Origin of the sequence: Archangium primigenium (genome assembly GCF_016904885.1) — a bacterium.
In the GTDB taxonomy this organism is placed as follows: domain Bacteria; phylum Myxococcota; class Myxococcia; order Myxococcales; family Myxococcaceae; genus Cystobacter; species Cystobacter primigenius.
On the sequence record NZ_JADWYI010000001.1, the window covers coordinates 3,544,367 to 3,568,285 of the forward strand.

Below are 23,919 nucleotides of genomic sequence, written 5' to 3' on the forward strand. Positions count from 1 at the left end.
ACCGCCGGAGACCCCGATGAAGACCCACCTGCCCGTCGTCCTCTCGTCCCTGCTGTTCCTGCTCGGCCCGGGCGCCGAGGCCCAACCGCTCTACAACGAGGTGCGCCAGAAGTCGGCGCACAACTCCTATCAACGCGACGAGGCGCTGCTCGATCAGCTCGTCTATCACCGCGTGCGGTCGATCGAGTTCGACATCCACAATGGCAAGACGAGCTGGTCCAAGACGTCGGGCAACTGGTACGTCTACCACGCGGATGTCGTCGACCATGAGACCACGTGCCACCGGTTCTCGGACTGTCTGGACGAGCTGCGCGCCTTCCACCTCGCCAACCCCCAGCACGAGGTGGTGACGGTCTGGGTGGACCTCAAGGACACTTTCGAGTCCGGCCGTCAGCCGCAGGACCTGGATGCCCGTATCACCGCGCACCTGCCCTCGGCGTGGCTGTTCAAGCCGTCGGACCTGCTGGCCGCCTGCCCGGGCGCCACGAGCCTCCAGGCGGCGGTGACGGGCGCCTGCCATTGGCCCTCCACCCAGGCGCTCCAGGGCCGGTTTCTCATCGCCCTCACCGGTGGGGACGTGTCCTCGTCCACCACCAAGCTCAACACCTACGTGGCCAATGGCGCCACGGCCACCAGCCGCGTGGCCTTCATCGCCCCGGATCTCACCCAGGCCTCGGCGGTGGGCGCGAAGAACTACGGGGTCGTCTTCAATTTGAAGAACGAGGACGCCACCCTGGCGTCCACCGTGTACCAGGCGGGCTTCATCAGCCGGGTGTGGGGCGTGAATGACGCGACGTCGTTCAGCCGGGCGGTGACGGCGAAGGCCAACCACATCGGCACGGACAAGGTGAACCTCCACCAGGACCCCTGGACGGTGACGCACAACGCGCGCGGGTGGCCCTTCGGGTGCATCGAGTCCTGGCCCTGCGCGGGCTACCAGGAGCCGGGCGACGTCCTCGGTGTCGAGGTGAACTCCCAGGACATCTGGAGCGGCGCGGACAGCTTCCTGTTCGCCTCCGAGTCCAACGGCGCGGTGACGACGACCACCTGGACGGCGGCGGTGAACACCCCCAACAGCCACGTGGAGGAGTGGGCCAAGGGCTGTCTGATGGCGCGCGAGAGCACGGCCGCCAACGCGCGCTACTTCGCGGTGTGCCGCGCGGCGGACCGCAACAAGCCGCGCATCCAGTACCGCGCGAGCGCGGGGGGCTCCTCCTCCGCGGCGGACGTGGACCTCGTGCCCGCGGACACGGTGGACCCGGAGAGCGTGACGTTCCTGCGCCTCACGGTGCAGTACGACGGGGCGCAGACGTGCGCGTCGGGGTACGGCTCGCAGAACGGCGCCACGTGGAAGCTCATCGGCTCGCGCTGCTTCTCCGGACTGCTGGGCCAGCAGGGCGTGGCGGCAAGCTCCCACGGCGGCGGAACGGTGAAGTTCCTCTTCTCCGGCCTGAAGAAGGGCGCCACGCCCTACCGGCAGGGCTCCTTCCCGTCCAAGGGGGCGGTGGGCAGCGGGGTGAACGGGGGCCGCGTCTTCGACGGCATCTTCTGAATCCCCGTTGGGGCCGCCCGGTAAGTCCTACAGGTTCCGGGCGGCATCCTCGCGGGTGTTGCGGCTCAACCCCTCGGAATCACGCGGGTTTCGCGCCTCCGAGTCCCTGGCACGCGGACTGCTATGGATGGTGCTCACGAAGTCGGGGCAGGGCGGGGCAGGACGGGGATGGGGCAGGGCGGGACGGGGTTGGGGAGTCGACGGGGGGATGGGTTGTAGGGGGGTTGTAGGGGGACGCGACACTTCGGGGGAAGTGGAGCAGGCAATGGATCGGGGGGGAGTCGCGGGGGCGGCTCCTCCCCGATTCATTTGCGGGGTTGGTCCAAGTCAGCGGAGGTGTCGTTCGAGGCCAGCTCACGACACCTCGGTGGAGCGAAGGTTCGGGTGTAAGACCCGATGGGTGCTCAGCCAGGCTGACGACCCATCAGGGGCGCGCTCGGGGCGATTCCCATGAAGCAGTGCTGTGCGGTGGTGGTGCTCGTTCTGCTCATCGCGTGTGGCGCGTCCTCCCGAGTCGTTCGCCTGGAGACAGGTACGACCGACGCGCTGGTCCTCATGCCTCGTTTCGAGGCCAAGCCCGTGGCGCTAGACCGCGGTGAGTTCGAGCAGGCCGTATCGATGCTCGCCCGGGAGGTGCGGCCCCCCACGCGGCCCCAGGACGCCGCCCAGCGGCTTTTCGAAGTGGCGGCGCGCAGCGGCTCGTACACGTACGAACCACGCAGCCGCCACCTCACGCCGCTCCCGACCGGCGAGCACCTGGAGAAACCCTCTTCGACACCGGAGATGAGGCTGACACGCGATTACCTCCGCTGGTGCGAGCACACGGGCAGGCCCGGGGACTGTCTGCGTCTGCTGACGGAGCGCCCCACCCTCAACGAGGATGGCCGGTTCGCCCTGGCCCTGGCACTGGCCAAAGGCGCGGTGCTGGACGAGATGCTGGAGGCATTCAAGGACATGACGGACCCCCACGCCCTGGTGGCGGCGGTGCTTTGGACCTGGACCACGTACATGATTCTCGTCTCTATTCCCGACGTGACCATCTCCAAGGGGATCGCGGCGGTGATGACCGCCACCCTCATCTCCTACGTGGGGGTGGACACGTTCTGGGGCCTCATCGTCGGCTTCAAGCGGCTGATGGACGATGCGGACCGGGCCATGACGTTCAGCGCGCTGCGCGCCGCGGGCGAGCGCTACGGCCAACTCCTGGGCCACAACACGGCACGAGCCTTCGCCCTGCTGGCGATGGCTGCCCTCGGCAACACTGCATCAGGGCTGGCTGCGAGGGTGCCGAACCTGCCCGGGTCAAAGCAGGCGGCCGTACACGCCGAGACGCAATTGGGGCTTCGGCTCGCGGCGGTGAGCGAGGTGGAAATGGTCGCCGTGAGTGCCGAGACGGTCACCTTTGCCCTGGCGCCGGGCGCGGTGGCGATGACGGCACTCGGCGGGGGCGGAGAAGGACCGCGCGAAAACGCAGAGCTGAAAAACGTCTACAACGGACTGAGAAATACTCCTGGGTATCCAGTTCATTTCAAAAGCGCTCAGAACGGAACGACCAAGAACTCCATCTCCAGAAAAGAGCTGTTGGAGGAACTGAGGAAGATCGAGCCGGGCAACTGGCATAAAGTCTACAAGGACGGTTGGATTGGAAGTCAAGAAGTGTCCCTTCACTATTTCGAAAGTCCTTCGGGAAAAATCTTCGACTTCAAGATCAAGTTCGAATGGAGCAATCAATGAGTGGAAATTCGCCTGGGCACTCGGATTCCCAAATGGAACTGTCTCTCCGCGCAAGAGGGGCCGATGATGCGCAGATGCTCATCACCATCGCCGCTCTTGGGATGTGTCGAGCGCTGACCTCCGGAACTCTGAATTCGGAGTACGCTTGTCAGCGGCTTTTCGGGCCGGCCTTGCTGACGCGCCTCAACCAAATGAACGCGTGTGATGAGCTTCGGCTCGCCATCCACATGGCCACCGAGCTCGAAGATGTCGCGAACCTCGTTCCGGACAAATTGGCCAATGCGCTCGCAGACATCGAGGGCGAGTTGATGAAAGCGCTGGCACGGCTCTCCGCGGAATGGCCCGCTGGAGAAAAATGGTTGGTGCGTGCCGAGACATGAGCAGCACGCATCAACCTGAAACTCGTCTCTTGAGGATGCCGCGCCGCATGAGCCGGACCTCCGTTCAGGGCAGCCCGGCTCAAGCCCACAGGCAATGGATCGGGGGGGAGTCGCGGTGTCGGCTCCTCCCCGATTCATTTTAGAGGGTTTTGAGTTCTGGTTGGATCGACTGGCGCCCCTCTGCTCAACGCATCTCGGCGGTAGGTCCGCCAACAGCACCCACCGCGCCGCGTTGAGCCATCGCCAACGATTCCCGGTACTCGCGCGCCTCTGCCGCCATCGTGAATGAGGCCTGGAGTCCTTTGGCCGCCACGAGGTCTCGCAGTTCGAGGACAGAGACCCGGAAGAACTCCTTCCTGAGGTTGACGCGATTGAGCCTTCGATCCTCGAAGTGCTTATGAAGCTCGCGCTCCAGGCTGGGGGCATCGTCGGCCGTGATCATCGCGTGCACATCGAACTCGAACGGAACGGAGGCATCGCCCAGTTCGTAGACGCGATCCATCGGATCGAGACGGCGGGTCATCCCAATTTTCAAAATGCCATCTCCGAAGGACCCCACATTCGAGATGATGTACACGTTGCCGGAGCGTGTTTGCTCGGCCATCGACTTCGCTCTGACATTCTTGGCTTCTGCTTCCGCCAATCGTCGGTTCAACTCGTCGACCTTCTGCTGAATGCGGGCACGCTCTTCGGCCGACGCGGACTCGACTTCGGCACGCGCCTTCTCCAGTGCTTTGGCCAAGACCTCTTCCTCTTTTTGCGCCTCCTTCATGACGCGCTCCGCTTCGCGTCGCGCCTTCTCTTCCTCTCGAATCTGTTCCTGGATCCGGCGCTGCTCCTCCCGCTCACGCAGGCGGAGTTCCTGCGCCGTCACTGCCCACTTCAGCTCTTCGAGCCTCGCCGAAAGGTACGCCTCCAGGATTCGTGCATTGCGGAAGGCCTCTCCGTTGAGGTTGACCAAAGCGAAGGCGTCCCGAATCTCCTGCTCAAGCGTTCCGTGATTGTCGCTCCGGGTCCTTGAGAGAATTCCGTCTACGCGACCATTGAATGCGTCGATGACGAATCGGATCGCGGTTTCTTTCCGCTTGGCTTCCGCATAGTCACATTCCGCGGCGTGTCCTTCCTCGACCATGCGTCGGGACTGATCCCGGGCCGACTTCAACTTGACGCCTGCCTCCAGATGGCCAAAGTCCGAAGACAGTTCATCGAGAAGGCTTCGCGTTGGAACGACGTACCTGTCTCCATAGCCTTCAATGACGTTGCGGATCGCGCGGACAGCCTGCTCCAACGAATCCTTCTCCCGCAGGGCGATGTACGCATTTCCCGCAACCCGTTCAGCGCTCTTATGGGCTTCGTCCAAGATCCTTCGCGCATCGTGGGTTGCCTTGCCGAGGATGGAGTCCGCTTCTGCTCGCAGTTCCTTGAGCTTGTGGCTTGCCTCTTGAAGCTCGATTGCGCTTCGGGCTTTGGATGCCGTGGAAAAGGTGTCAGCCTGCTGTTTGAGGAGACTTGCGAGCTTGAGCGCCTCGTCGAGAGCTTGCTTGGTTTCTTGTTCCGCGTTCGCGAGCCCTTGGAACCTCAACAGAGGTTCATAGGTCGCCAGGGCCTTTCTGAATTCTTCCTCGAAATAGGCTCGAGCCTGTTCTGCTTCGGCTTTCGCCTTTTTCCGCTCAAGCAGCAGCTCCGCATCCACTTGACTGAGCCTTTTGCTGACCTCCCGTTTGAGCCGCTCCCGCTCGGCAAGGGATTCAGCTTGTACGGCTTTACGCTCGCGCGCTGACTCCGCCTCCACGGCCTCGACTTTTTTGCTGACCTCCTGCTTGAGACGCAGCTGTTCGGTAAGCGCATCCGCCCGGTAGCTTGTGAACTTCTGTTCGACTTCCGCTAATGATTGCTGCGCCTTTTCCCACCGTGCTCGTAACGCGAGCGCCCAAATCATGACTGCGACGAATATCGACCCAAATAGAAAGTCCATTATGACTGTCCCCCACAGTGCCTACTCAAGGTCCTCGAGGACCTGTTTCGCGATTTCGATTGTCGACTGGAGCGAGCTGACGGGTTCGGTGAAATAAACGTCCGACGAAGAAAAGGCGACGATAGGTTGGAACGCACCGGTACGACGAGATGCCTTGAAGTTCGTTCGAGTTTGCAGACCATCCAACGCGTCTGACGGATCGAGAGTCTCAAACGGTAGACCCTCTAGCTGTTTTCGATGAATGATCGTAGAGAGAACGGGGGTCGGCGCCGGGAACCCGTCAGCCGAATATGCCGTGAGAAGAACTGCCTTCACAGGCAGGAGCGCATGAACCTCACGTGCTAATCTCAAGACCCATGAGCAAACGTAGTCCTGATAGAGTTCAATGAATTGGATGCGGGGTATGACCTTCGTCGATAGCTTTCCGGTCGAGGTCAGTGTTTGAACCTCGGTCGGTAGAATGGCCGAACCCTGAGCCGTAATATTTACCTCGACGAGATGGGGCGAACGAACTTGGAAGTTCGATTCAATCTCGCCAAGGCGCGCGATGGAATCAGTGTGGGCTTCCTGTAGAACGCGCAGGTAGCTTTCGGAGTCTCCCCGAAGAATGCCTTTTGCCAGTGCGACAGAGTCGGCATGCTCCAGTGCCTCTGCATGAAAGGATTTTTGTTCGGAGTGGAACCGGTTTGAATCCTCCGTCACCGCGAATAGCATGCTTGGCGATTGTGCCGAGGGTACGTCGAAAAGAGAGAGTAAACGGTTTCGGCGGTCGGCTGAGCGTTCCGCCCAATGTGTGCGTTGTACTGGCACAGGAGGCAGACTGGCCGCGAGCGCTCGCCAATCGATAGGCGTACTGCATGCCTTGTGCGCCGACTTCAGTTCCTCGATTCGAGCCTTGCTCTCCTCTGCGGACTGGTGCGCAAGGCGCCGCTGATTCTTTTGCTCTTGTTCCTTTGCTGCCTTCTTTAACGTTGACGCGTAGGAGTTGCGGCCCATCAATTTCCCCCTTCGGATGCCAATCGGCTGCGGCACCCTTGGCCTCCAGGCTACCCGCAGTGTGCGGTCCGGGAAAATGGCCCAGGACCGGCGCGCGAGGGAGCGGGCGGGTACGAAGGGGGGGGAATCGGGCCCGCGGGCTACTTCATCCGCACGCGCGCCTTCTTCAGCGCCGCGACGGCCTTCTTCACCGTGGGGTCGCGCACCTCTTCCAGGATGGCTTCCGCCTTGGGGTCGGACACGAACTGGCCGTCCTCGGTCTGGTACCACACCCCCGCGACGTTGAAGGGCACCGCCGCCGTGGGGCCCGCGCCCGCCATGGAGGACACGATGGTGACGATGTCCGAGCGGCCATCGCCATCGACGTCGGAGAACGCCACGGCCTCCACCTGGTAGACGTCCCAGTCATTGGCGCGATGCCGGGGCAGGACCTGCTGCACCTTGTCCTGGTGGTAGAGCAGGAAGGTGACGCTCGTGCCGCCGCTGCCGCAGACCATGCCCACGAGCATCCGTCCATCCAGCGCCGAGCCCTTCTGCACGAGCCGGAAGCTCTGACCCTCGGCGATGTCCTCGAGCCCGCACCCGTCCTTCGGCGCCTCCAGGGCCGTGACCTCCTTCGGGGTGAGCTTCACGGCCTTCACGGGCGGCGGAGCCTTGGCCCAGGCGGCCACGGGAAGGGACAGACACAGCCAGACACCCAGGTGCGACCAGGACGGCATGCGGCGATTCATCGGGAAGTCTCCGGGAGAGAGGACGGCAAGAGGCGCAACCCCAGCAGGCCGAGCCCCACGAAGCCCAGCGCATTCAAGGTGCCGTGGAGGCGGATCATGGTGGGCAGCTCCACGGGGCTCGGGCGGGGCAGGCCCCAGAGGCCCGCGAGCGTGGTGGACACCAGCACCGCGAACGCCGCGCCCACGAACAGCCAGCGCACGCGCCTCCCCGGGCCCAGGTGCGCGGCCGTGCGCAGCAGCAGCCCCGCCAGCAGGGGCAACAGCAGCACGTAGAAGAGCACCCCGAGCACCTCCAGCGCGCGCTGGCCCGCGATGCCCGCGGCGAGCAGGGGAAAGGCCGCCATCAGGCCCAGGGCCACCACCGCCTTGAGCCGCCCGGCGCGCAGCAGCCGGCCGACGCCTCCCGCGATCAGCAGGCACCCGAAGCCGGCGAAGTGGAAGTGGATGGCGGTGAGCAGCACCCACAGGCCCTGGAAGCCGAGCAGGGCGAAATCCCCCATCCACGTGAGCAGCCAGACCGCGCCTCCCAGGGGACACAGCAAGGCCGCGTCGTGCGCCAGCTCCTCCACGGGCCCCACGCCCCGCTCGAGCAGTCGCCCCCCCGCGTGCAGCGCGGTGCAGAGCGCGAGCAGCAGGTAGGGCAGGCCCAAGGCGAGCCGGGCCTGGCCGGGCGGCTCCAGGGTGAAGGCGGCGAGCAGCGCCAGCGCCCCCACGGGCTGCAAGAGGCCGAGCAGGGTGCGCAACCGGGACCAGCCCCCGGGGCGGACCGGGCCGAGCGTCAGGGGCAGGCCCAGGGGCACGATGACGAGCGGGGCCAGCAGGAAAAGCGTCTCGGCGAGGAGGAACTCGTCCAGGACGCCCGCGTGCCACCGGCTCGCCAGCAGGACGAGCCACACCCCGAACCCCAGCGCCGGAGCCCAGGGCCCCTCGAGCCCTCCCCGCCACGCCTGCCCGCCCTCCCGCGTCCGCTTCATGGCGCCACCATATGTGCAGGCGCCCCACGGGGGTCTCGCCTTTTCGGGCGGACGCACCGGGGGCTGTAACCTTTTGAAGCCGTCCGTCGTGGTCCCCCCGAAACCCCCGACGCGGGGACAGGGAAGGACACACGACATGAAGACGACGGACGTGCTGGTGGTGGGCGGAGGACTGGGTGGACTGGCGGTGGCGGCGCTGTTGGCACGGGAGGGTCGGCGGGTGGTGTTGTGCGAGAAGTCCAGACACCTGGGCGGCCGGGCACAGACCACCCAGGAGGCGGACTACCACTTCAACCTGGGACCGCACGCGCTCTTCCTGGCGGGAGCGGCGGCTCGGGTGCTGGGGGGGCTGGGCCTGGAGCTGGCGGGCCGCGAGCCCAAGGGCGGCTTCGCGCTGCGCGGGGGGCGGTTCCACACGCTGCCCTCGGGGGCCGTGTCGTTGATGACCACGGACCTGCTGGGCGCGGCGGGCAAGGTGGAGTTCGCCCGGGTGATGGCGGCCCTCCCGCGCGTGGACGCCGCGGCGGCGGTGGGCCTGTCCCTGGCGCAGTGGCTGCGCCAGAACGTGTCGCGGGACGACGTGCGCGATGTGGTGACGATGCTCTTCCGGGCGGCGACGTACGGCGTGGACATGGAGCTGCTGGGCGCGGACGCGGCGCTGGCGCACCAGCAGGTGTACCTGGAGCGGGGCGTGCGCTACCTCGACGGGGGCTGGGACTCGCTGGTGCGGGGACTGGACGGGGTGGCCGAGGCCGCGGGGGTGGAGCGGCACGTGTCGGCCCGGGTGGAGCAGGTGCTGCGCGAGGAGGCGGGCGGCGTCTCGCGGGTGCGGGGCGTGCGGCTGGCGGACGGGACGGAGTGGGAGGCCGAGGCGGTGGTGCTCACGGGCGGACCCGGGGACGTGGCGGCCCTGCTGCCGGGAGACGCGGTGGCGGCGGGGTGGGCGGCGCGGGCCCTGCCGGTGAAGATGGCGTCGCTGGACGTGGGCCTGTCGCGGCTGCCGAGGCCCGACGCCCTGCTGGCCTTCGGGGTGGATCGGCCGTGGTATGCGTCGGTGCACTCGGCGTGGGCGCGGCTGGCGCCCGAGGGGGGCGCGATGGTGCACGTGGCGAAGTACCTCGGGCCGGAGGACCGGCGCACGGAGGAGGCCGAGCTGGAGGACTTCCTGGAGTCGCTGCAGCCGGGCTGGCGCCAGCACGTGGTGGCGCGGCGCTTCATGCCCGACCTGCGGGTGATGCATGCCCTGCCCACGCTGGAGGGGCTCGGGGCCCGGCCGCCGCCGCTGGTGGCGCACGTGCGCGGTCTGGCCGTGGTGGGCGACTGGGTGGGCCCCGAGGGGATGCTGGTGGATGCCTCGCTCGCGAGCGCCGAGGCGGTGGCCCGTGCGTGGCGGGGCGCGGGACGGACTCGCGCGGCATGACGTCTCCGGCGCATGAGGCGCTCGCGCGCGCGGCGCGGGAGCACGAGCGGTTCCTCTGGGGGCTGTGCTACCGGATGACGGGCGTGGCGGCCGACGCGGACGAGCTCGTGCAGGAGACGTTCGCGCGGGCGCTCGAGGCCCCTCCGGCGCGCGTCGGGGATCCGCGCCCCTGGCTCACCCGCGTGGCGGTGAACCTGGCGCGCGACCGGCTCCGGCGGCGCAAGCGCGAGGGCTATGTGGGGCCCTGGCTGCCCTCGCCGGTGGACACGGGCGAGGAGGCCGTGGCCTCGGTGGAGGCGCGGCTGCCCGGGGGCACGAGCACCGAGGGCCGCTACGAACTGCTGGAGAGCGTGACGTTCGCCTTCCTGCTGGCGCTCGAGGCGCTCACGCCCCGGCAGCGCGCGGTGCTGCTCTTGCGCGACGTGTTCGACTACTCGGTGCGCGAGGTGGCCGAGAGCCTGCGCTGGAGCGAGACGAACGTGAAGGTGGTGCACCACCGGGCCCGCGCGGCGATGGCGGCGTATGACCGGGAGCGCTGCCTGCCCACGCGCGCGCTCCAGGAGAAGACCCGGCGCGCGCTGGAGGACTTCCTGGGGGCGCTCGCGGGCGGCGACGTGGCGGCGGCCGAGGCGCTGCTGGCCGAGCCCGTGCGCGCGCTGTCGGACGGCGCGGGCGAGTCGTTCGCGGCGCGGCTGCCGGTGGTGGGCCCCCAGCGCGTGGCGCTCTTCTACCGGCGTCTGTACGCGCTGAGCGGCGGCCTGGAGGCGCTGGCGTTCCGGATGTTCAACGGGCTGCCGGCCCTGGTGGTCCGCTGGCACGTGACGCGTCCGGGGCAGCCCACGGGGGTGGTGCTCCGCCTGGAGCTCGGCGAGGACGGGCGGGTGCGGTGGCTGCATGCCATCCAGGCGAGCCGCAAGGTCACGGGGCTGTTCCCGGAGGCGCGGCCGGGGTGACGGCGGTCACCGGTGATGACCGCGGTCACCAGGGGCCACCCCATGGCCCGTTCCCGTCTCCCCAGGAAAATCGAGGACTTGCGGGACGGGGGAGGGCCTCGGACTCCTGGCACGCCGCCTGCTTTGGAGGAGGTCATCTCGTCTTCCTGAGGATCTCGACCATGGGCAAGGGCATTCGCGGTGGTGGCTTCCGGACTCCTTCCTTCACGCCTCCCCCCCGCGCGCAGGACAAGGGCCCGTCGCTGGCGCCCAAGTCCCCCACGGCTCCGCAGAGCACCCCGAGGGGGAACCCCGCGGGCGTCCCCGGAGCGGCCCAGGACAAGCGGCCCGTCACGGTCTACCGGGTGGAGGGGCCGGACAACCAGCGCCTCTCCATCAACGGCGATGGCAAGGCGCACGTCACCAAGTCCTTCAACAGCCACACGAACCAGAGCGCGCCCAACCGCTACGACAAGCCGATGAGCTACCAGGACCGCGCCTTCCTCAACTTCGGGGACCGGGCGCGCGCCGAGGAGTTCCTCGCCACCCGGCACGACCAGGGTCACCCCCAGACGGTGATGAAGGCCTTCGAGGTGCCGCACGACACCTTCGCGCGCATCCGCGACACGGCCATCCCCGAGAGCGCCGCGAAGCAGTACGGCAAGGAGCACCTGCCCATCGCGGTGGACGTGAACAAGGGCGACCACCAGTACGGCCTCAACTGGGACTCGCTCAAGCGCGTCAACGAGACGAGCATCCCCGGCACGGGCCGCATCGAGCGCACCAAGCCGGACATGCTCATGCACCCCGAGGTGTCCGACGCCTTCCAGAACCTCTTCAAGTAGGCGCCCGCGCCCGCTCGAACCACGGGTAGACCGTGGGCAGCACGAGCAGGGTGAGCAGGGTGGAGGAGAGGAGGCCGCCGATGACGACGGTGGCCAGGGGCTTCTGCACCTCGGCCCCCGCCCCCGTGGCGAAGGCCATGGGGAGGAAGCCCAGCGAGGCCACGAGCGCGGTGGTGAGCACGGGCCGCAGCCGCGCCTGGGTCGCCTCGCGCAGGGCCTCGGCGAGCGGGTGCCCCGCCTCGCGGGCCTTGCGGATGGCCGACACCAGCACGAGCCCGTTGAGCATCGCCACGCCGAACAGGGCGATGAAGCCCACCGCCGCCGAGATGGACAGGGGCATGCCGCGCACCGCCAGCGCCACCAGCCCGCCCGTCACCGCGAAGGGCACGTTGAGCGAGATGAGCAGCGCCGGGCGCACCGCGTTGAACGTGCCGTAGAGCAGCAGCAGGATGAGGAAGAGCGTGAGCGGCACCACCAGCGCCAGCCGCCGCGAGGCCGACTCCAGGTTCTGGAACTGGCCGCCCCAGTCGACCCAATAGCCCGGCGGCAACTGGACCTCGCGCGCCACCACCTCCCGGGCCTCGTTCACGAAGCCACCCAGGTCGCGCCCCCGCACGTTGGCCTCGATGGTGAGCCGGCGGTGGAGGTTCTCCCGGCTCACCTGCGCGGGGCCCTCCTCCACCACCACCCGGGCGAGCTGGGACAGGGGGATGAGCTGCCCCGCGGGGCTGCTGATGGACAGGCTCTCCAACTGCTCCACGTGCTCGCGCGCCTCGGCGGCGAAGCGCACCTGGAGGGCGAAGCGCTTCTGGCCCTCCAGCACCGTGCCCACCTGCTTGCCGCCCAGCGTCTCGATGGCGTCCAGCACCTGGCGCACGTTGATGCCGTAGCGGGCGATGGCCCGCCGGTCGATTTGAATCCGCGCCACGGGCAGGCCCGCCACCTGCTCGGCCTTCACGTCGGCGGCGCCCGGCACCCGCGCCAGCGCCACGGCGAGCCGGTCCCCCGTGCGCTTGAGCTCCTCCAGATCCTCCCCATACAGCTTGAGCGCCACGTCCGAGCGGGCCCCGGACAAAAGCTCGCTCACCCGCAGCTCGATGGGCTGGGAGTAGGAGAAGGCATTGCCGGGCACCTCGCGCTCCAGGGCGCGCTGCATCGCGGCGATGAGCCCCTCGCGATCCCCGGCCGTCGTCCAGCGCTCGGGCGGCTCGAGCATCACGTAGATGTCGCTCACCTCCACGCCCATGGGGTCCGTGGCGATCTCCGCGCGCCCCGTGCGCGAGACGACGGTGCGCACCTCGGGAAAGCGCTTGAGCACCGTCTCGATGAGGCCCGTCTGCCGCACGGACTCCTCCAGCGACACCGAGGGCACGCGCATGGCCTGGAGCGCGAGCGCGCCCTCGTCCAGCCGGGGGATGAACTCGGTGCCAAGCAGCGGCAGGAGCGCGAGGCTCAGCACCAGCAGTCCGCCCGCGGCGCCCACCACGGCCCGGGGCCGGGCCTGACACCAGGCGAGCGCGGGCGTGTAGAGCCGTCGGGCGTGGCGCACCAGGGGGCTCTCGCGCTCGGCCGCCGCGCGGGACAGGAAGAGCGAGGCGAGCGCGGGCACCAGCGTGAGCGACAGCACGAAGGCGCCCGCCAGCGCGCACAGCACGGTGATGGCCATGGGCTGGAACATCTTGCCCTCCACGCCGCTCAGGGTGAGCAGCGGCAGGTACACCACGGCGATGATGAGCTCGCCGAAGGCCGCCGCGCCGCGGATCTCCACCGCCGCGCGCAGCACCGCCGCGTCCCGCTCCTCGCGCGTGAGCGGTCGGCCGAGCGTCTGGGCCTGGTGGGCGATGTGGCGCACCGCGTTCTCCACGATGATGAGCGCCCCGTCCACGATGAGGCCGAAGTCGATGGCCCCCAGGCTCATCAGGTTGCCGGAGATGCCCAGCGCGCGCATGCCGATGAACGCGCACAGCATGCACAGGGGAATGGCGCTCGCCGTGATGAGGCCCGCGCGCAGGTCGCGCAGCATGAGGAAGAGCACCACGATGACCAGCAGGCCGCCCTCGATGAGGTTGCCCGCCACGGTGCGCAGCGTCTTCTTCACCAGATCCGTGCGGTCATAATAGGTGTCGATCGTGATGCCCGGGGGCAGGGTGGGGCGGATGGCCTCCACGGCCTGCTTCACGCGCTCCACCACCTCGCGCGAGTTGGCGCCCAGGCGCATCATCACGATGCCGGTGACGACCTCGCCGCGTCCGTCCCGGGTGACGGCGCCCTGGCGCACCTGGGGGGCGAAGCGCACCCGCGCCACGTCCCGCACGAGCACCGGCACGCCCTGCGGCGACGTGGTGAGCACGATGTCCCCCACGTCCTCCAGGGACTCCACCAGGCCCTCGCCGCGAATGAGCACCTGCTCGGGCCCCCGGGCGATGGACGCGCCGCCGGCGTTCGCGTTGTTCTCCTCCAGGGCCTCGAAGACGCGCTGGAGCGACAGGCCGTAGGCGGCGAGCTTCCCGGGCTCCAGCTGCACCTCGTACGTCTTCAGCTCGCCGCCGAAGGCGTTCACCTCCACCACGCCCGGCACCGAGCGGAGCCGAGGGGAGATGGTCCACTCGAGCACGTCGCGCAGCCGCATGGCGCTCGCGCCCTCGCCCTTCACCTCGAACTGGTAGATCTCCCCCAGGCCCGAGGACAGGGGCCCGAGTTCCGGAGTGCCGTAGCCCTCGGGGATGCGCTCGCGCGCGGCGGCCATGCGCTCCTGCACCTGCTGGCGCGCGAAATAGATGTCCACGCCGTCCTTGAAGACGACGGTGACCACGGACAGGCCGAAGCGCGAGAGCGAGCGCACCTCGGTGGTGTCGGGCAGGCCGCCCAGGGCCGACTCGACGGGGATGGTGATGAAGCGCTCCACCTCCACGGGGCCGAGCCCCGGCGAGGAGGTGAGGATCTGCACCTGGACGTTGGTGACGTCCGGCACGGCGTCGATGGGCAGCGCGCGCAAGGCGTTGAGCCCGAGGCCGATGAGCAGCGCCGTCAGCGCGAGCACGAGCACGCGGTGGCGGATGGAGAAGGCAATGAGGGTGTCGAACATGGGCGCGCGCCTCCCCTAGTGGGAATGCCCCCCGCCCAGGCTCTCGCGCGAGAGCTCGGATTTGAGGATGAACGCCCCCTGGGTGATGACGGAGGTGCCCGGCGCGATGCCGGAGACGAGCTCCACCTCACGCGCGGACGTGGCGCCCGTGCGCACCTCCACGGCCCGGTACGCGCCCGGCCCCTCGGGCACGAAGACGACCTGCCGGCCATCCACCTGTTGCACGGCCTCCCGGGGCACCACGAGCCGCGAGGCGGCGGGCTCCTCGGCGCCGGTGGCCGTGGCGATCTCCGCCTGGGCGAACATGCCGGGCTTGAGCGCGCCGTCCTGGTTGGACACGGCCACGCGCACGTGCACGGTGCGCGTGCGCTCGTTGACGATGTCCCCGATGTACGCCACGACGCCGTGGAAGCGCCGCCCGGGCAGCGCCGTGAGGGTGATGTCCACGCCCTGACCGTTCCGCACCGCCGCCACCCGATCCTCGGCCACGTCCAGGAGCACCCACAGCTCCGTGAGATCGCCCACGGTGAACAGGGGGGTCGTGGCCTCCACCGCCTGGCCCACCGTGCCGGAGATGTCCACCACGGTGCCCTCCAGCGGGCTGATGGCCGACAGGCGCGAGCTGTAGTGCTCGTTGCCGCGCAGGGCGGCGATCTCCGCGTCGGACAGCCCCAGCGCGTGCAGGCGCCCGTCCGCCGCGTTGCGCTCGGCCTGCGCGGTGACGAAGGTGCTCTCCGCCTCGCGCATCTCGCGCTCGCTGGTGATGCCCTTGGCGAACAGCTCCTTCTCCCGGCGGTGGTTGTCCTCGGCCACGCGGGCCTTGGTCGCCGCGGAGAGGTAGTCCGCCCGGGCCCGCCCCAGCTCCGGACTCTCCAGGTAGCCGAGCACCTGTCCCTTCTTCACCCGCTGCCCCAGGTTCACCTCGATGCTGGCGAGCCGTCCGGGGACACGCGCGGCCACCTGGGCCACGCCGCGCTGGGCGAAGGACACCCGCGCGGGCACCCGCAGGCCCACCTCGAGCGGCTTCTGACGCGCCTCCTCCGTCTTCAGGGCCGCCGAGCGCACCGCCTCGGGCGCGAGGCGCACCAGGCCCTCGTCGGCATGGGCCTCCTCGCCGTGCTTCTCCTCACCGTGCGCTTCCTCGGCATGGGCCTCCCCGGCCTTCTCCTTCGTGCAGCCGCTCCCGAGTCCGAGTCCCACCAGGACGAGGGCCACGAGCGTCCAGATGCGCGCGCTCATTGGAGGCTCCCGATCGCCCGGGACAGCTGGGCCTCGGCGACCATGAGCTCCTCGAGCGCCGCGATGTAGCCGCGTCGGGCGTCGAGCGCGTCGCGGCGGATGAGCAGCAATTGGAAGAAGTCCACCTTGCCGGCGCGGTAGGCCTCGTTGACGAGCGCGAGGTTCTGCTGGAGCGCCGCCAGCACGTCCCCGCTGTAGACGGCCACGGCGGCGCGGGCTGTCCGCTCGCGCTCCAGGGCGAGCGCCACCTCCGTGCGGACGCGCCGCTCGGTGGCCTCGAACAGTCCCTGCATCTGCGTGAGCCGCGCCGCGGCGGCCCCCCGGGCGGCCTGGTTGCGATTGAAGATGGGCAGCTCCAGGCCGAGCGTGCCCTGGACGATGCGCGCGCCTTCCTCCTCACCGTAGCTGACGCCCAGCCGGGTACCGGGCAGCGCCTGACGCGAGGCGAGGGTGCCCTCGGCGCGGGCCGTGTCCCAGTCGGCGCGCGCGGCCTTCACGTCGGGGCGCTGCGCGAGCGCCCGCTCCATCAATACGTCGAGCGCGGGCGGCTCCGCGTGGCCGGGCTTCTCGTCATCCCGGATGGCCAGGGGCTCGGAGGTATCCAGGCCGAGCAGCAGCCGCAATTCGCCCCGCGCGAGGGTCCGCCGCCGATCCGCGAGCACCCGGGCATGGGCGGCGCGGCCGAGCTCCACCCGGGCCGTGTTCACCTCGATGCGCGAGGCGGCCCCCGCCGTCTGCCGCTCCTCGGCGGCCTGGAGCGCCTGATCCGCGAGGACCTGGCCCTCCTCGGCCAGCGTCCATTCCTGCTCGGAGGCGAGGAGCCGGGCGAAGGCGCCGCGCACCTCGGCGGCGAGCGACACCTGGAGGGACTGGAGCCGGGCCTCGCTCGCGGTGAGCGCGGCGGAGGCGGCGTCGCGGCGGGCTCCGCGCTGGCCGAAGAGTTCGAGCCGCTGGCTCACGCCGACGGTGAGGTCCAGGCTGTTCGCGTTGGGGCGGAGCCGGGGGCCCACCGCGCCTTGCAGCTCGGGGTTGTCCTGCACGAGCAGGGAGGCGCCCTCCAGTCGGGCCTGGGCGGTGCGGGCCTCGGCCTGGGCGGAGAGCAGTTGGGGACTGCGCGCCAGGGCGAGGGTGACGGCCTCTTCCTGGGTGAGGGGGTGGGACGGCGGAGACGACACGGCATGCAGCAAGAGCCAGGTGGACAGGCGGAAGGGAACGAGCACGGAAGCTCACCAGCGAAGGGCAGGAGAGGACGCCAAGGGCGAGGACCCCGGGCACACACGTGCCCCGGGCGGGTCGTCACGGACCGGGCTGTTCCTTCGAAACGGTGAGGGAGCGCGCCCGGGACTCAGGCGCGGATGGGGGGCCTGAGCAGGCGTCCCCGGGTGGCGTCGGTCACGGCCTCGGGCAGGAAGGGCGTGTGGGGTCGCTCCCGGGGCTCCAGCAGGACGAGGCCAGGCAGCACCGTCGGCACGACGGACTGGCTCACGCAGCACCGGCAGTGGTGCGCGGTGGGGCCGCAGCCGTGCTCCTGGCTCCCGGCGAGATCCGTCTCCCCCGGGCCGTGCGCCACATGGCCCGCCACGGCGTAGTGCACGGCCAGCTCCAGCGCCTCGCCGAGGGCGGGCACCAGTCCGTTCACCAGCAGCAGGAGCAGCAGCAGACGCAGCACGGACCCGAATCTAACGCAGCGGGTCGGGGGAGCGCAATTTGGTCTTGCTGCCTCGCGACTGAAATGTTTCGTCCATCAGACTGCTCCACCATGTACCAGACGGTTCGAGCATGTTGCATCGACCCAAGTCGCGAATCTGTATGTACCGTGCTCTGGGCTCCTTGCTCCGCGCGCCGCCATGGGCAACCAGAACCCGAAGGGGCTTTCAACGCCTGCTTTGCTGAGTCGCTGCGCGGTGTCGTTGGGCAGTTTAAACTCTTCGGACATCTGCCTCGCTTTCCAATTCCGCCTTGTGGCGCGGTTTTCCTTGCTGTAGCCTCAAGGGGATGAGGCCGTAAAGGTAGACTGCGTCAGGTGGTGTGGCTGGGTTCAGTGCGTAAGCGGCTTGGTGTGTTTCTATAGGCGGTGAGGGGGGGTATGAAAAATACATTTGTCATTCTGTCTGGGGGGGCCGAGCATCTACGAGCCCAAGGATCCGAGTCGTCACGATCAGAGCTGGGATGATTTTGTCACACCGCCATTACTTCGTTCGTTGAAGGCCCCACTCCACGATGCGAAGACAGAAGAGGTTCATTGGCTCGTTCATGAGCCAGCCTATGTCTCGCTGTGGGGTAGTGATATTGGCGGCCAGAAGACAGCACCAACTCAATACCAGCACGCCATCAATGTGAAGAAAAGATTTTCGAGCTATCTGGACCTAGTGAAAAGACGTGTGGCGGAGCGCTCCTGGAAATACCAGGGAATCTCTTCCGCAGAAGATGTCCTTGCTCATCTGAAGGGGCTCAAGGCCAGTCGAATCAGTAGAGTGTGGTTTTACGGCCATGCGCGTGATGATTTGTGGCTCTCGCTGCGCCATGACTCACGCGACCATGAGGCGATTGAGCCGGATTCCAAGGATGTGTTGAGTCTCTCCCGCATTGGAACGCTCAAGGCATCGTCGTTTGTTCCACACAATACGGCAAAGGCGCCCCATAAGTTTTTTGGATGTAATACGAAGCTTTTCGCCGCGAGCTGGGCGAAGTTGTTTAATTTTTACGCGGAGGGCGCAGAGGGGAAAGTCGACTTCGCTAGAATCCATCACAACGGAGGGATGGTTGTTCTCAGTGCTGGTGCGAAGTGGTTTCAGTACTCGAACGCTGGCTTCCCCTTTCCGCTGGGAATCAAAGCTGGAGTGCCAGTGGGGTGAGGCTTTCACGACTGGTTGCTTTTGGAGCTGCGCTCATGGGATTGGGGTTGCTCCTTGTGATCTACTCTCGTCCTCGCGTTGAGCGACGGAATGATCCGTACTCCGCCCATCCCATGGAAAACGATTGGAAGTACTTCGCCGAGCGGAGTTCGGAATGTGGCATGGAGTTACTGACAGCGGAGATCACGTGGCTTGAGGCTGAAAGCCACAGGCTTTGAACCATTGGGCCGCATCCGAGGCAGAAATGAGCAGCATGGCGTCCTCGACCGCCTGACGAAGTGCTGTGACGGTGCGCGCTTCTGCCGTCCGGAGCAATCCCTTGAGCTTGGACCATGCGAATTCAATGGGGTTGAGGTCGGGTGAATACGGAGGCAGGTAGAGCACCTGGCCTCCATGCTGCTCAATGAGGGCGATGGCTTCCTTTCGAAAGTGCGCCCCCGCTCTGTCCAACAAGACGATGTCTCCAGGCCGCAGCATCGTCAGGAGATAATGGCTGACGAAATGGAGGAAGACATCCCCAGTCGTGGCTCCCTCATTCATCATGACGGTTTCCAGCCCATCGAGACTGAGCGCGCCAATCATGCTCAGCACGGTGCCTCGATTGCGAGGGACAGCTTGCGCCACGCGTTGTCCCGTCGGGGCCCAGGCTCGTTCGCGCGTCATGTCGATGGTGCAGCCCGCCTCGTCGATGCTCAACACCTTGGGAGTCGGAAGCTCGGGTTGTCGTTGGTGAAAGGCCTCTCGTTGGGCTTGGACGTCGGGTCGTTCGCGTTCGGTCGGGTAGCGGACTTTTTTTGAGCGTGTAGCCCAATCGCGTCAGCGTCCGGCCGATGGTTGCCACGCTCACTCGCACGCCTGTGCGCTCCGTCCACGCTCGCGCCATCTCGGCTCGGGTCCGGTCGGGTTGTTCATCGACCAGGCGACGAAAAGCGCTCAGCTCCCCATCGCCTATTCGGTGGGTTTGCCCACCCCCGTGCGGCCGCGGAGCAGGGCTTCCCGTCTCACGAGTGAGACGCATCCAGCGTTGGACCGTGGCCCTACCCACTCCGAAGCGACGTGCCAATTGCTTGGACGTCCCCTCTCCTTGCTGGAAGGCCTCAACCACCCGTTGCCTCAAGTCCATCGAGAGTGCTGTCGTTCCCATCGCTCCCGATCAACCCCTGGGCGCCTCAGCTCATTCGATTCCCGCTGTGAGCCTGGCGCGTTCGGAGGGAGCGGCCTTCGAGCACGTTATTCCCGTGGGCCGGAACCAGCCCAACGAGCGGCTACGCCGGAACGTGTGGGAACTCGGCCGCTTCATGTTGAAGGGTCATTTCACTGGGAAGAGCAGAACCATCCCTGCGTGCGCCACCTTCCGTGAGTTCGAGATCTTTGACTTCAAGCCGTGGGGAGACATCCAACGGTGCTCGATGCCGGGTGCACTCAACCCAGACATGCTGCTCTCGACCGAAAAGTTGCCCGTGGACCGTTACGTGCCCGAGGATTTCATCGATGGACCCTTTCCTCCATCCATCGACGATGCGACATGCCGTCTCATTGGCGCCTGCGCGATAGATATGCGGAGTTCTTTTTCTCGCGGCGCTCCTGATCGGGTGATTGATTCAGAAGAACTCCCGCCCCTGGACGGAAGCTTTTGCCCTCCGGAAGTCTCCTGTCTGGGGGAAGAGCGTCGCGTCCATTCTTGTTCAGGAGATGTCTGGTGTTGTCGCCTCCTGCCTGAGGACGTACCAGGGGAATGAGACATTCCCCTTGGTGTATGCTTATCGCTCCAGATGGGTGATGCCCGCCTCGAGCAGCGCGGCCACGCCCCGCCGCACCACGTGCACCACCTTGTGGCGATGGGGCGAGCCCGGCTGGGTGTAATGGCTGCTCACCTTGTGGTGCAGCTCCGTGGCGCCCCACACGAGCACCAGGTCTCCCCACTCGAGATCGCCTTGGGCCTGGTTGCCCGTGCGCCGCTCCGTCCCGTCCACCATGCGCAGGTGGAGCCGGGCGCCGAGCTTGGCCTCCAACTCCTCGCGCACCGCGGGCGAGCCCCCCACCACCACCACCTTGTTGACGCCCCGGCGCTTGCACGTCTCCAGGAAGGCCACCTCCGCGCGGCGGTTGTTCGAGCCACCGCAGTGCTCGCAGTGGCTGCGCGGGTCCACCAGCAGCGGCTCGCGGCCACTGGCGCGGGCCACCTGCTGGCACTCGGTCGCGGTGCACACCCGGTAGAAGCGCTCGGCGAGGAGCTCCTCGGCCTTGGGCAGCTTGGGCTCGCTGAGGCGCGTCTTGCCCGGCCGGGTGAGCCCCGCTTCCTCCAATGCCGCGCGGGCCAGGCGTCGCGAGTCCTGCACGGTGATGCCGCGCTCGGCGAACCAGGCGTCGATGTCCTTGTCCGCGCTCATGTGGAGGCGCCTCCCGGTGAGGCGAACAGGTCACCCTGGGCGGAGGGCGGAGGCGGCGTGTTGGGCCCGAGCGCCTCGCGCACGGGCGCGAAGCTGCGGCGATGGATGGGCAGCACGCCGCGCTCGCGAATCGCCTGGACGTGCGAGGCCGTGGGGTAGCCCTTGTGGTCCGCCAGCCCGTAGCCAGGGAAGCGCACGTCCAGCTCGCGCATGGTCCGGTCCCGCGTCGTCTTGGCCAGCACGGACGCCGCCGCGATGCTCAGCGACAGGGCGTCGCCCTTGATGATGCCCTTCTGGGGCAGGGGACACTCGGGGATGGTGAAGGCGTCCAGCAGCACGTAGGTGGGCTGGATGCCCAGGGCCTGCAGCGCGCGGTGCATCGCGAGCAGGCTGGCGCGGCGGATGTTGAGCTGATCGATCTCCTCCGCCTCGGCGATGCCCACGGCCCACGCCACGGCGCCCTGCTTGATGGCCTCGGCCAGCTCCTCGCGGCGCGCCTCGTCCCCGATCTTCTTCGAGTCGTCCAGGCCCTCGAGCTTCCAGCCCTGGGGGAGGATGGCGGCGGCGGCCACCACCGGGCCCGCGAGCGGACCGCGGCCCGCCTCGTCCACGCCAGCGACATGCACGTGGCCCTGGGCCCACAATTCGGTCTCGTAGCGCAGCAGGTGGCGCAGGCGCTGGCCCTCGGCGCGGTTCTTCCCCTGCCGGGCGCGCAGCTTCCGGGCGAGCGTCTGGGCGCCTCGCCGCGAGTCCGCGTCCAGGGCCTCCAGGAAGCCCGTGGGCACGGCCTGACAGCGCGTGAGGAACCGCTCGGTCAACTCGGACAGCGAACACTCCCGGAGCAATTCGTCCACGTGCGTCATGACACCAACCTAGCGGGTCACGTCGCGAAGGACAAAGGTGGAGTGGGGCGGCCGAGCGCCCGAGGCCTTATGGGTTCAACCGGAGTTGGACCGAGCTGGGGTCCGGGTAGCAGTGGCACTCGTCGCACGTCCACAGCACCTCGGTGCTGTCGCTCGTCTTGGAGCCCGCGCGGGCCGTCAGCCGCACGCGGCCCTGGCCCAGCTCCTCGTTCACCGCGCGGGTGATTCCGTCACCCGCGGTGACACTGGTGATGGTGTTGCCCGTCTCCAGGTGGGTGGCGGACACCGTGGCGTCGTCCACGGGCATGCCCTGAGCGCTGAGCACCTGGACTTGGAGTGTGACCAGGACCTCGGTGCAGACGTCCGTCGGGGGCTCGACGCGGATGCCCCCATCGCAGGCGGCGAGCAGCAGCAGACCCAACGGTGGCAACCACGCGGCGCGAAAGCGGAACATGGCCAAGGGAGTGCGCACGCCCCTCGCCGCGCGCAAGCCCGCTGTCAATTGGTGGGCGGAAGTCGGGCCTGGGCGAAGCGCGAGGCGTCCGTGTCCGGATAGCGCTCGACGATGTAGCGGTACACCTGCTGGGCCCGCCCCGGCTCGTTCATGCGCTCGCCGAGCACGCGCGCCAGGAGCACCAGGGCCCGGGGGGCGAGGACATCGTCCGGCGCCACGTCCGCCGCGGTCTCCAGCGCCCGGACGGCCAGGGCATGGTCCCCCTGGGTCGCCGCCGCCTGGCCGACGAAGAGGTGCACCGCGGGGGTGATGCGCGTGCGCGGCAGGACATCCGCCGCCGCGTAGAGCGCCAGGGCCCGGGGGACGTCGCGCGCCTGCGTCGCCTCGGTGAGCTCCGCGAGCCGGGTCTCCACGGCGTGGACCTCGGCCTCGGAGACGGCGTCCGGCAGGCCGAGGCCGTCCACGCGCAGGGTGGTGCTCGGTGTCGAATCCAGCAGCAAGGGCTGGAGGTAGTCGCTGTCGGCCCCGTACCCGAGGGCATCGCCCCGGGTGTACAGCAGCAGCCCGAGCACGTGCGCGCCCAGGAAGAACACGGGCAGCTCCACGAGCTGGGCGATCCACCGGGTGAGGATGCCCAGGTCGATCGCCCGGAGGCCCGCGGCGAGCAGGTGCGAGGCCCCCAGGGTCAGGGCCAGCACGGCCAGCGCGCCCACGGTGAGCGCGTAGTCCCGGCCCATCCGCTGGATGGCATGCAGGCCCCGGATGGGGTTGATCATGTCCAGCGGGTGCGCGCTGCTCGCGCTCAGCAGCAGGCTCATGGGCAGGGAGGCGAAGCAGACGAGCCCCAGCAGCCAGGCCACGGGGTCCCCCCGCACGAGTTCCCACGGCAGGGCGTGGAAGGCCCCCGTCATGTAGAACATGGGGTCGTTCAGCAGGCGCTCGCGGTAGGCGGCCACGTCCCAGCCCCCGAAGTACGCCAGGTAGAGCAGGGGCGGCAGCCAGGCCACGCTGGTGCCCACCGCGCCTCGGAAGGCGGGCAGGAGCCAGTCGGAGAAGAGGTCGCTGTACTCCAGGGGCGGCACGTCGCGCTCGCCCCGCGCGGTGCCCATGAGGATGCCGAAGAAGCAGATCGCGTAGACGCCGAGCAGCAGGGCGGCGGGGATCATCCGCACCACGATGAGCGTCACCTGGGTGAAGAAGGTGAGCCCGGTGAGCACCGTGCCCGCGCCCAACACCAGCGCGAGGAAGCGCGAGGAGCGCGCATACGTCCACGCCGTGCGCAGTCGCTCCTCCAGGGGCACCCGCTGGGAGCGGTGCACGAGCAGGGGCTCGGCGCGGTCCCCACAGGCGCGGCACGCGAGGAGATCCACCGTGTGCATGCGCCGGGCCTCCACGCACTCGGGGCACAGCAGGGCGCCGCACTTCACGCAGCGCCAGCCCGCGAGGGCGGCCGGGTGGCGCTTGCAGCCAGGTCGTGATGGAACGCTCATGAAC

At 68.2% G+C, this 23,919-nt stretch carries 18 protein-coding genes and 3 pseudogenes; 7 read left to right on the plus strand and 14 right to left on the minus strand.

The window, feature by feature from the left end; translation table 11 throughout:
• Positions 1-16: 16 nt before the first annotated feature.
• From I3V78_RS14765 to I3V78_RS14775, 3 genes and pseudogenes are all read left to right on the plus strand, one after another.
• Positions 17-1,552: a Ca2+-dependent phosphoinositide-specific phospholipase C gene (locus I3V78_RS14765; RefSeq protein ID WP_204488390.1), complete on the plus strand. Its 1,536-nt coding sequence runs from the start codon at positions 17-19 to the stop codon at positions 1,550-1,552.
• Between the two features lie 450 nt (positions 1,553-2,002).
• Positions 2,003-3,005: pseudogene (sitA5, locus tag I3V78_RS14770) on the plus strand (SitA5 family polymorphic toxin); the annotation flags it as partial.
• 313 nt (positions 3,006-3,318) lie between these two features.
• Positions 3,319-3,666 (plus strand): DUF3969 family protein, encoded by a 348-nt coding sequence (locus I3V78_RS14775; RefSeq protein ID WP_239576430.1) that lies wholly within the window; start codon positions 3,319-3,321, stop codon positions 3,664-3,666.
• A gap of 184 nt (positions 3,667-3,850) precedes the next feature.
• On the opposite strand, the gene I3V78_RS14780 is transcribed toward I3V78_RS14775, so the two are convergent.
• From I3V78_RS14780 to I3V78_RS14795, 4 genes are all read right to left on the minus strand, one after another.
• Positions 3,851-5,605 carry a GIY-YIG nuclease family protein gene (locus tag I3V78_RS14780; protein ID WP_204488393.1) on the minus strand — a complete coding sequence of 585 codons (1,755 nt, stop codon included), beginning with the start codon at positions 5,603-5,605 and terminating at the stop codon, positions 3,851-3,853.
• Positions 5,606-5,662: 57 nt separating this feature from the next.
• Positions 5,663-6,673 carry a hypothetical protein gene (locus I3V78_RS14785; RefSeq protein ID WP_204488394.1) on the minus strand — a complete coding sequence of 337 codons (1,011 nt, stop codon included), beginning with the start codon at positions 6,671-6,673 and terminating at the stop codon, positions 5,663-5,665.
• A 104-nt stretch (positions 6,674-6,777) separates the two neighbouring features.
• Positions 6,778-7,368, minus strand: a complete 591-nt coding sequence (locus I3V78_RS14790; protein WP_204488395.1) for a hypothetical protein — start codon at positions 7,366-7,368, stop codon at positions 6,778-6,780.
• Positions 7,365-8,342: a YndJ family transporter gene (locus I3V78_RS14795; RefSeq protein WP_204488397.1), complete on the minus strand. Its 978-nt coding sequence runs from the start codon at positions 8,340-8,342 to the stop codon at positions 7,365-7,367. The genes I3V78_RS14790 and I3V78_RS14795 overlap by 4 nt, the downstream gene beginning before the upstream one ends.
• Positions 8,343-8,478: 136 nt before the next feature.
• Here I3V78_RS14795 and I3V78_RS14800 point away from each other — a divergent pair, with 136 nt between their 5' ends.
• The 3 genes from I3V78_RS14800 to I3V78_RS14810 all read left to right on the plus strand — a co-directional run bounded on the left by I3V78_RS14800 (position 8,479) and on the right by I3V78_RS14810 (position 11,539).
• Entirely contained in the window at positions 8,479-9,762 is a 1,284-nt protein-coding gene (locus tag I3V78_RS14800) for a phytoene desaturase family protein (protein ID WP_204488398.1), read from the plus strand.
• Complete coding sequence (locus I3V78_RS14805; protein ID WP_204488399.1) at positions 9,759-10,715, plus strand: sigma-70 family RNA polymerase sigma factor; 957 nt, start codon at positions 9,759-9,761, stop codon at positions 10,713-10,715. Before I3V78_RS14800 ends, I3V78_RS14805 begins: the two co-directional genes overlap by 4 nt.
• 161 nt (positions 10,716-10,876) lie before the next feature.
• Positions 10,877-11,539: a hypothetical protein gene (locus I3V78_RS14810; RefSeq protein WP_204488400.1), complete on the plus strand. Its 663-nt coding sequence runs from the start codon at positions 10,877-10,879 to the stop codon at positions 11,537-11,539.
• Here the strand turns inward: I3V78_RS14810 and I3V78_RS14815 are convergent.
• The 4 genes from I3V78_RS14815 to I3V78_RS14830 all read right to left on the minus strand — a co-directional run bounded on the left by I3V78_RS14815 (position 11,532) and on the right by I3V78_RS14830 (position 17,532).
• Positions 11,532-14,624, minus strand: a complete 3,093-nt coding sequence (locus tag I3V78_RS14815; protein WP_204488401.1) for an efflux RND transporter permease subunit — start codon at positions 14,622-14,624, stop codon at positions 11,532-11,534. The two genes, I3V78_RS14810 and I3V78_RS14815, sit on opposite strands and share 8 nt — an antisense overlap.
• Positions 14,625-14,639: 15 nt before the next feature.
• Positions 14,640-15,863, minus strand: coding sequence for an efflux RND transporter periplasmic adaptor subunit (locus I3V78_RS14820; RefSeq protein ID WP_204488402.1), 1,224 nt, complete (start codon positions 15,861-15,863; stop codon positions 14,640-14,642).
• Positions 15,860-17,083 (minus strand): TolC family protein, encoded by a 1,224-nt coding sequence (locus I3V78_RS14825; protein WP_338023579.1) that lies wholly within the window; start codon positions 17,081-17,083, stop codon positions 15,860-15,862. Before I3V78_RS14825 ends, I3V78_RS14820 begins: the two co-directional genes overlap by 4 nt.
• A gap of 125 nt (positions 17,084-17,208) precedes the next feature.
• The gene (locus I3V78_RS14830) at positions 17,209-17,532 is read right to left on the minus strand and encodes a hypothetical protein (RefSeq protein WP_204488403.1); all 324 of its coding nucleotides are present in this window, start codon (positions 17,530-17,532) and stop codon (positions 17,209-17,211) included.
• A 430-nt stretch (positions 17,533-17,962) separates the two neighbouring features.
• Here I3V78_RS14830 and I3V78_RS14835 point away from each other — a divergent pair, with 430 nt between their 5' ends.
• Positions 17,963-18,718 (plus strand): hypothetical protein, encoded by a 756-nt coding sequence (locus tag I3V78_RS14835; protein WP_204488404.1) that lies wholly within the window; start codon positions 17,963-17,965, stop codon positions 18,716-18,718.
• A 183-nt stretch (positions 18,719-18,901) separates the two neighbouring features.
• Here the strand turns inward: I3V78_RS14835 and I3V78_RS14840 are convergent.
• The 6 genes and pseudogenes from I3V78_RS14840 to I3V78_RS14865 form a co-directional block, all read right to left on the minus strand.
• Positions 18,902-19,498, minus strand: a pseudogene (locus I3V78_RS14840) (IS630 family transposase); the annotation flags it as partial.
• A gap of 16 nt (positions 19,499-19,514) precedes the next feature.
• Positions 19,515-19,862 (minus strand): annotated as a pseudogene (locus I3V78_RS40335) (helix-turn-helix domain-containing protein); the annotation flags it as partial.
• 616 nt (positions 19,863-20,478) lie between these two features.
• A complete protein-coding gene (locus I3V78_RS14850) occupies positions 20,479-21,108 on the minus strand; it encodes a hypothetical protein (RefSeq protein WP_204488408.1) in 630 nt (209 codons plus the stop codon).
• Positions 21,105-21,971, minus strand: a complete 867-nt coding sequence (locus I3V78_RS14855; protein ID WP_204488409.1) for a ribonuclease HII — start codon at positions 21,969-21,971, stop codon at positions 21,105-21,107. Before I3V78_RS14855 ends, I3V78_RS14850 begins: the two co-directional genes overlap by 4 nt.
• Before the next feature lie 67 nt (positions 21,972-22,038).
• A complete protein-coding gene (locus tag I3V78_RS14860) occupies positions 22,039-22,443 on the minus strand; it encodes a carboxypeptidase regulatory-like domain-containing protein (protein WP_204488411.1) in 405 nt (134 codons plus the stop codon).
• 26 nt (positions 22,444-22,469) lie between these two features.
• A complete protein-coding gene (locus tag I3V78_RS14865) occupies positions 22,470-23,915 on the minus strand; it encodes a hypothetical protein (protein WP_204488413.1) in 1,446 nt (481 codons plus the stop codon).
• Positions 23,916-23,919 lie beyond the last annotated feature (4 nt).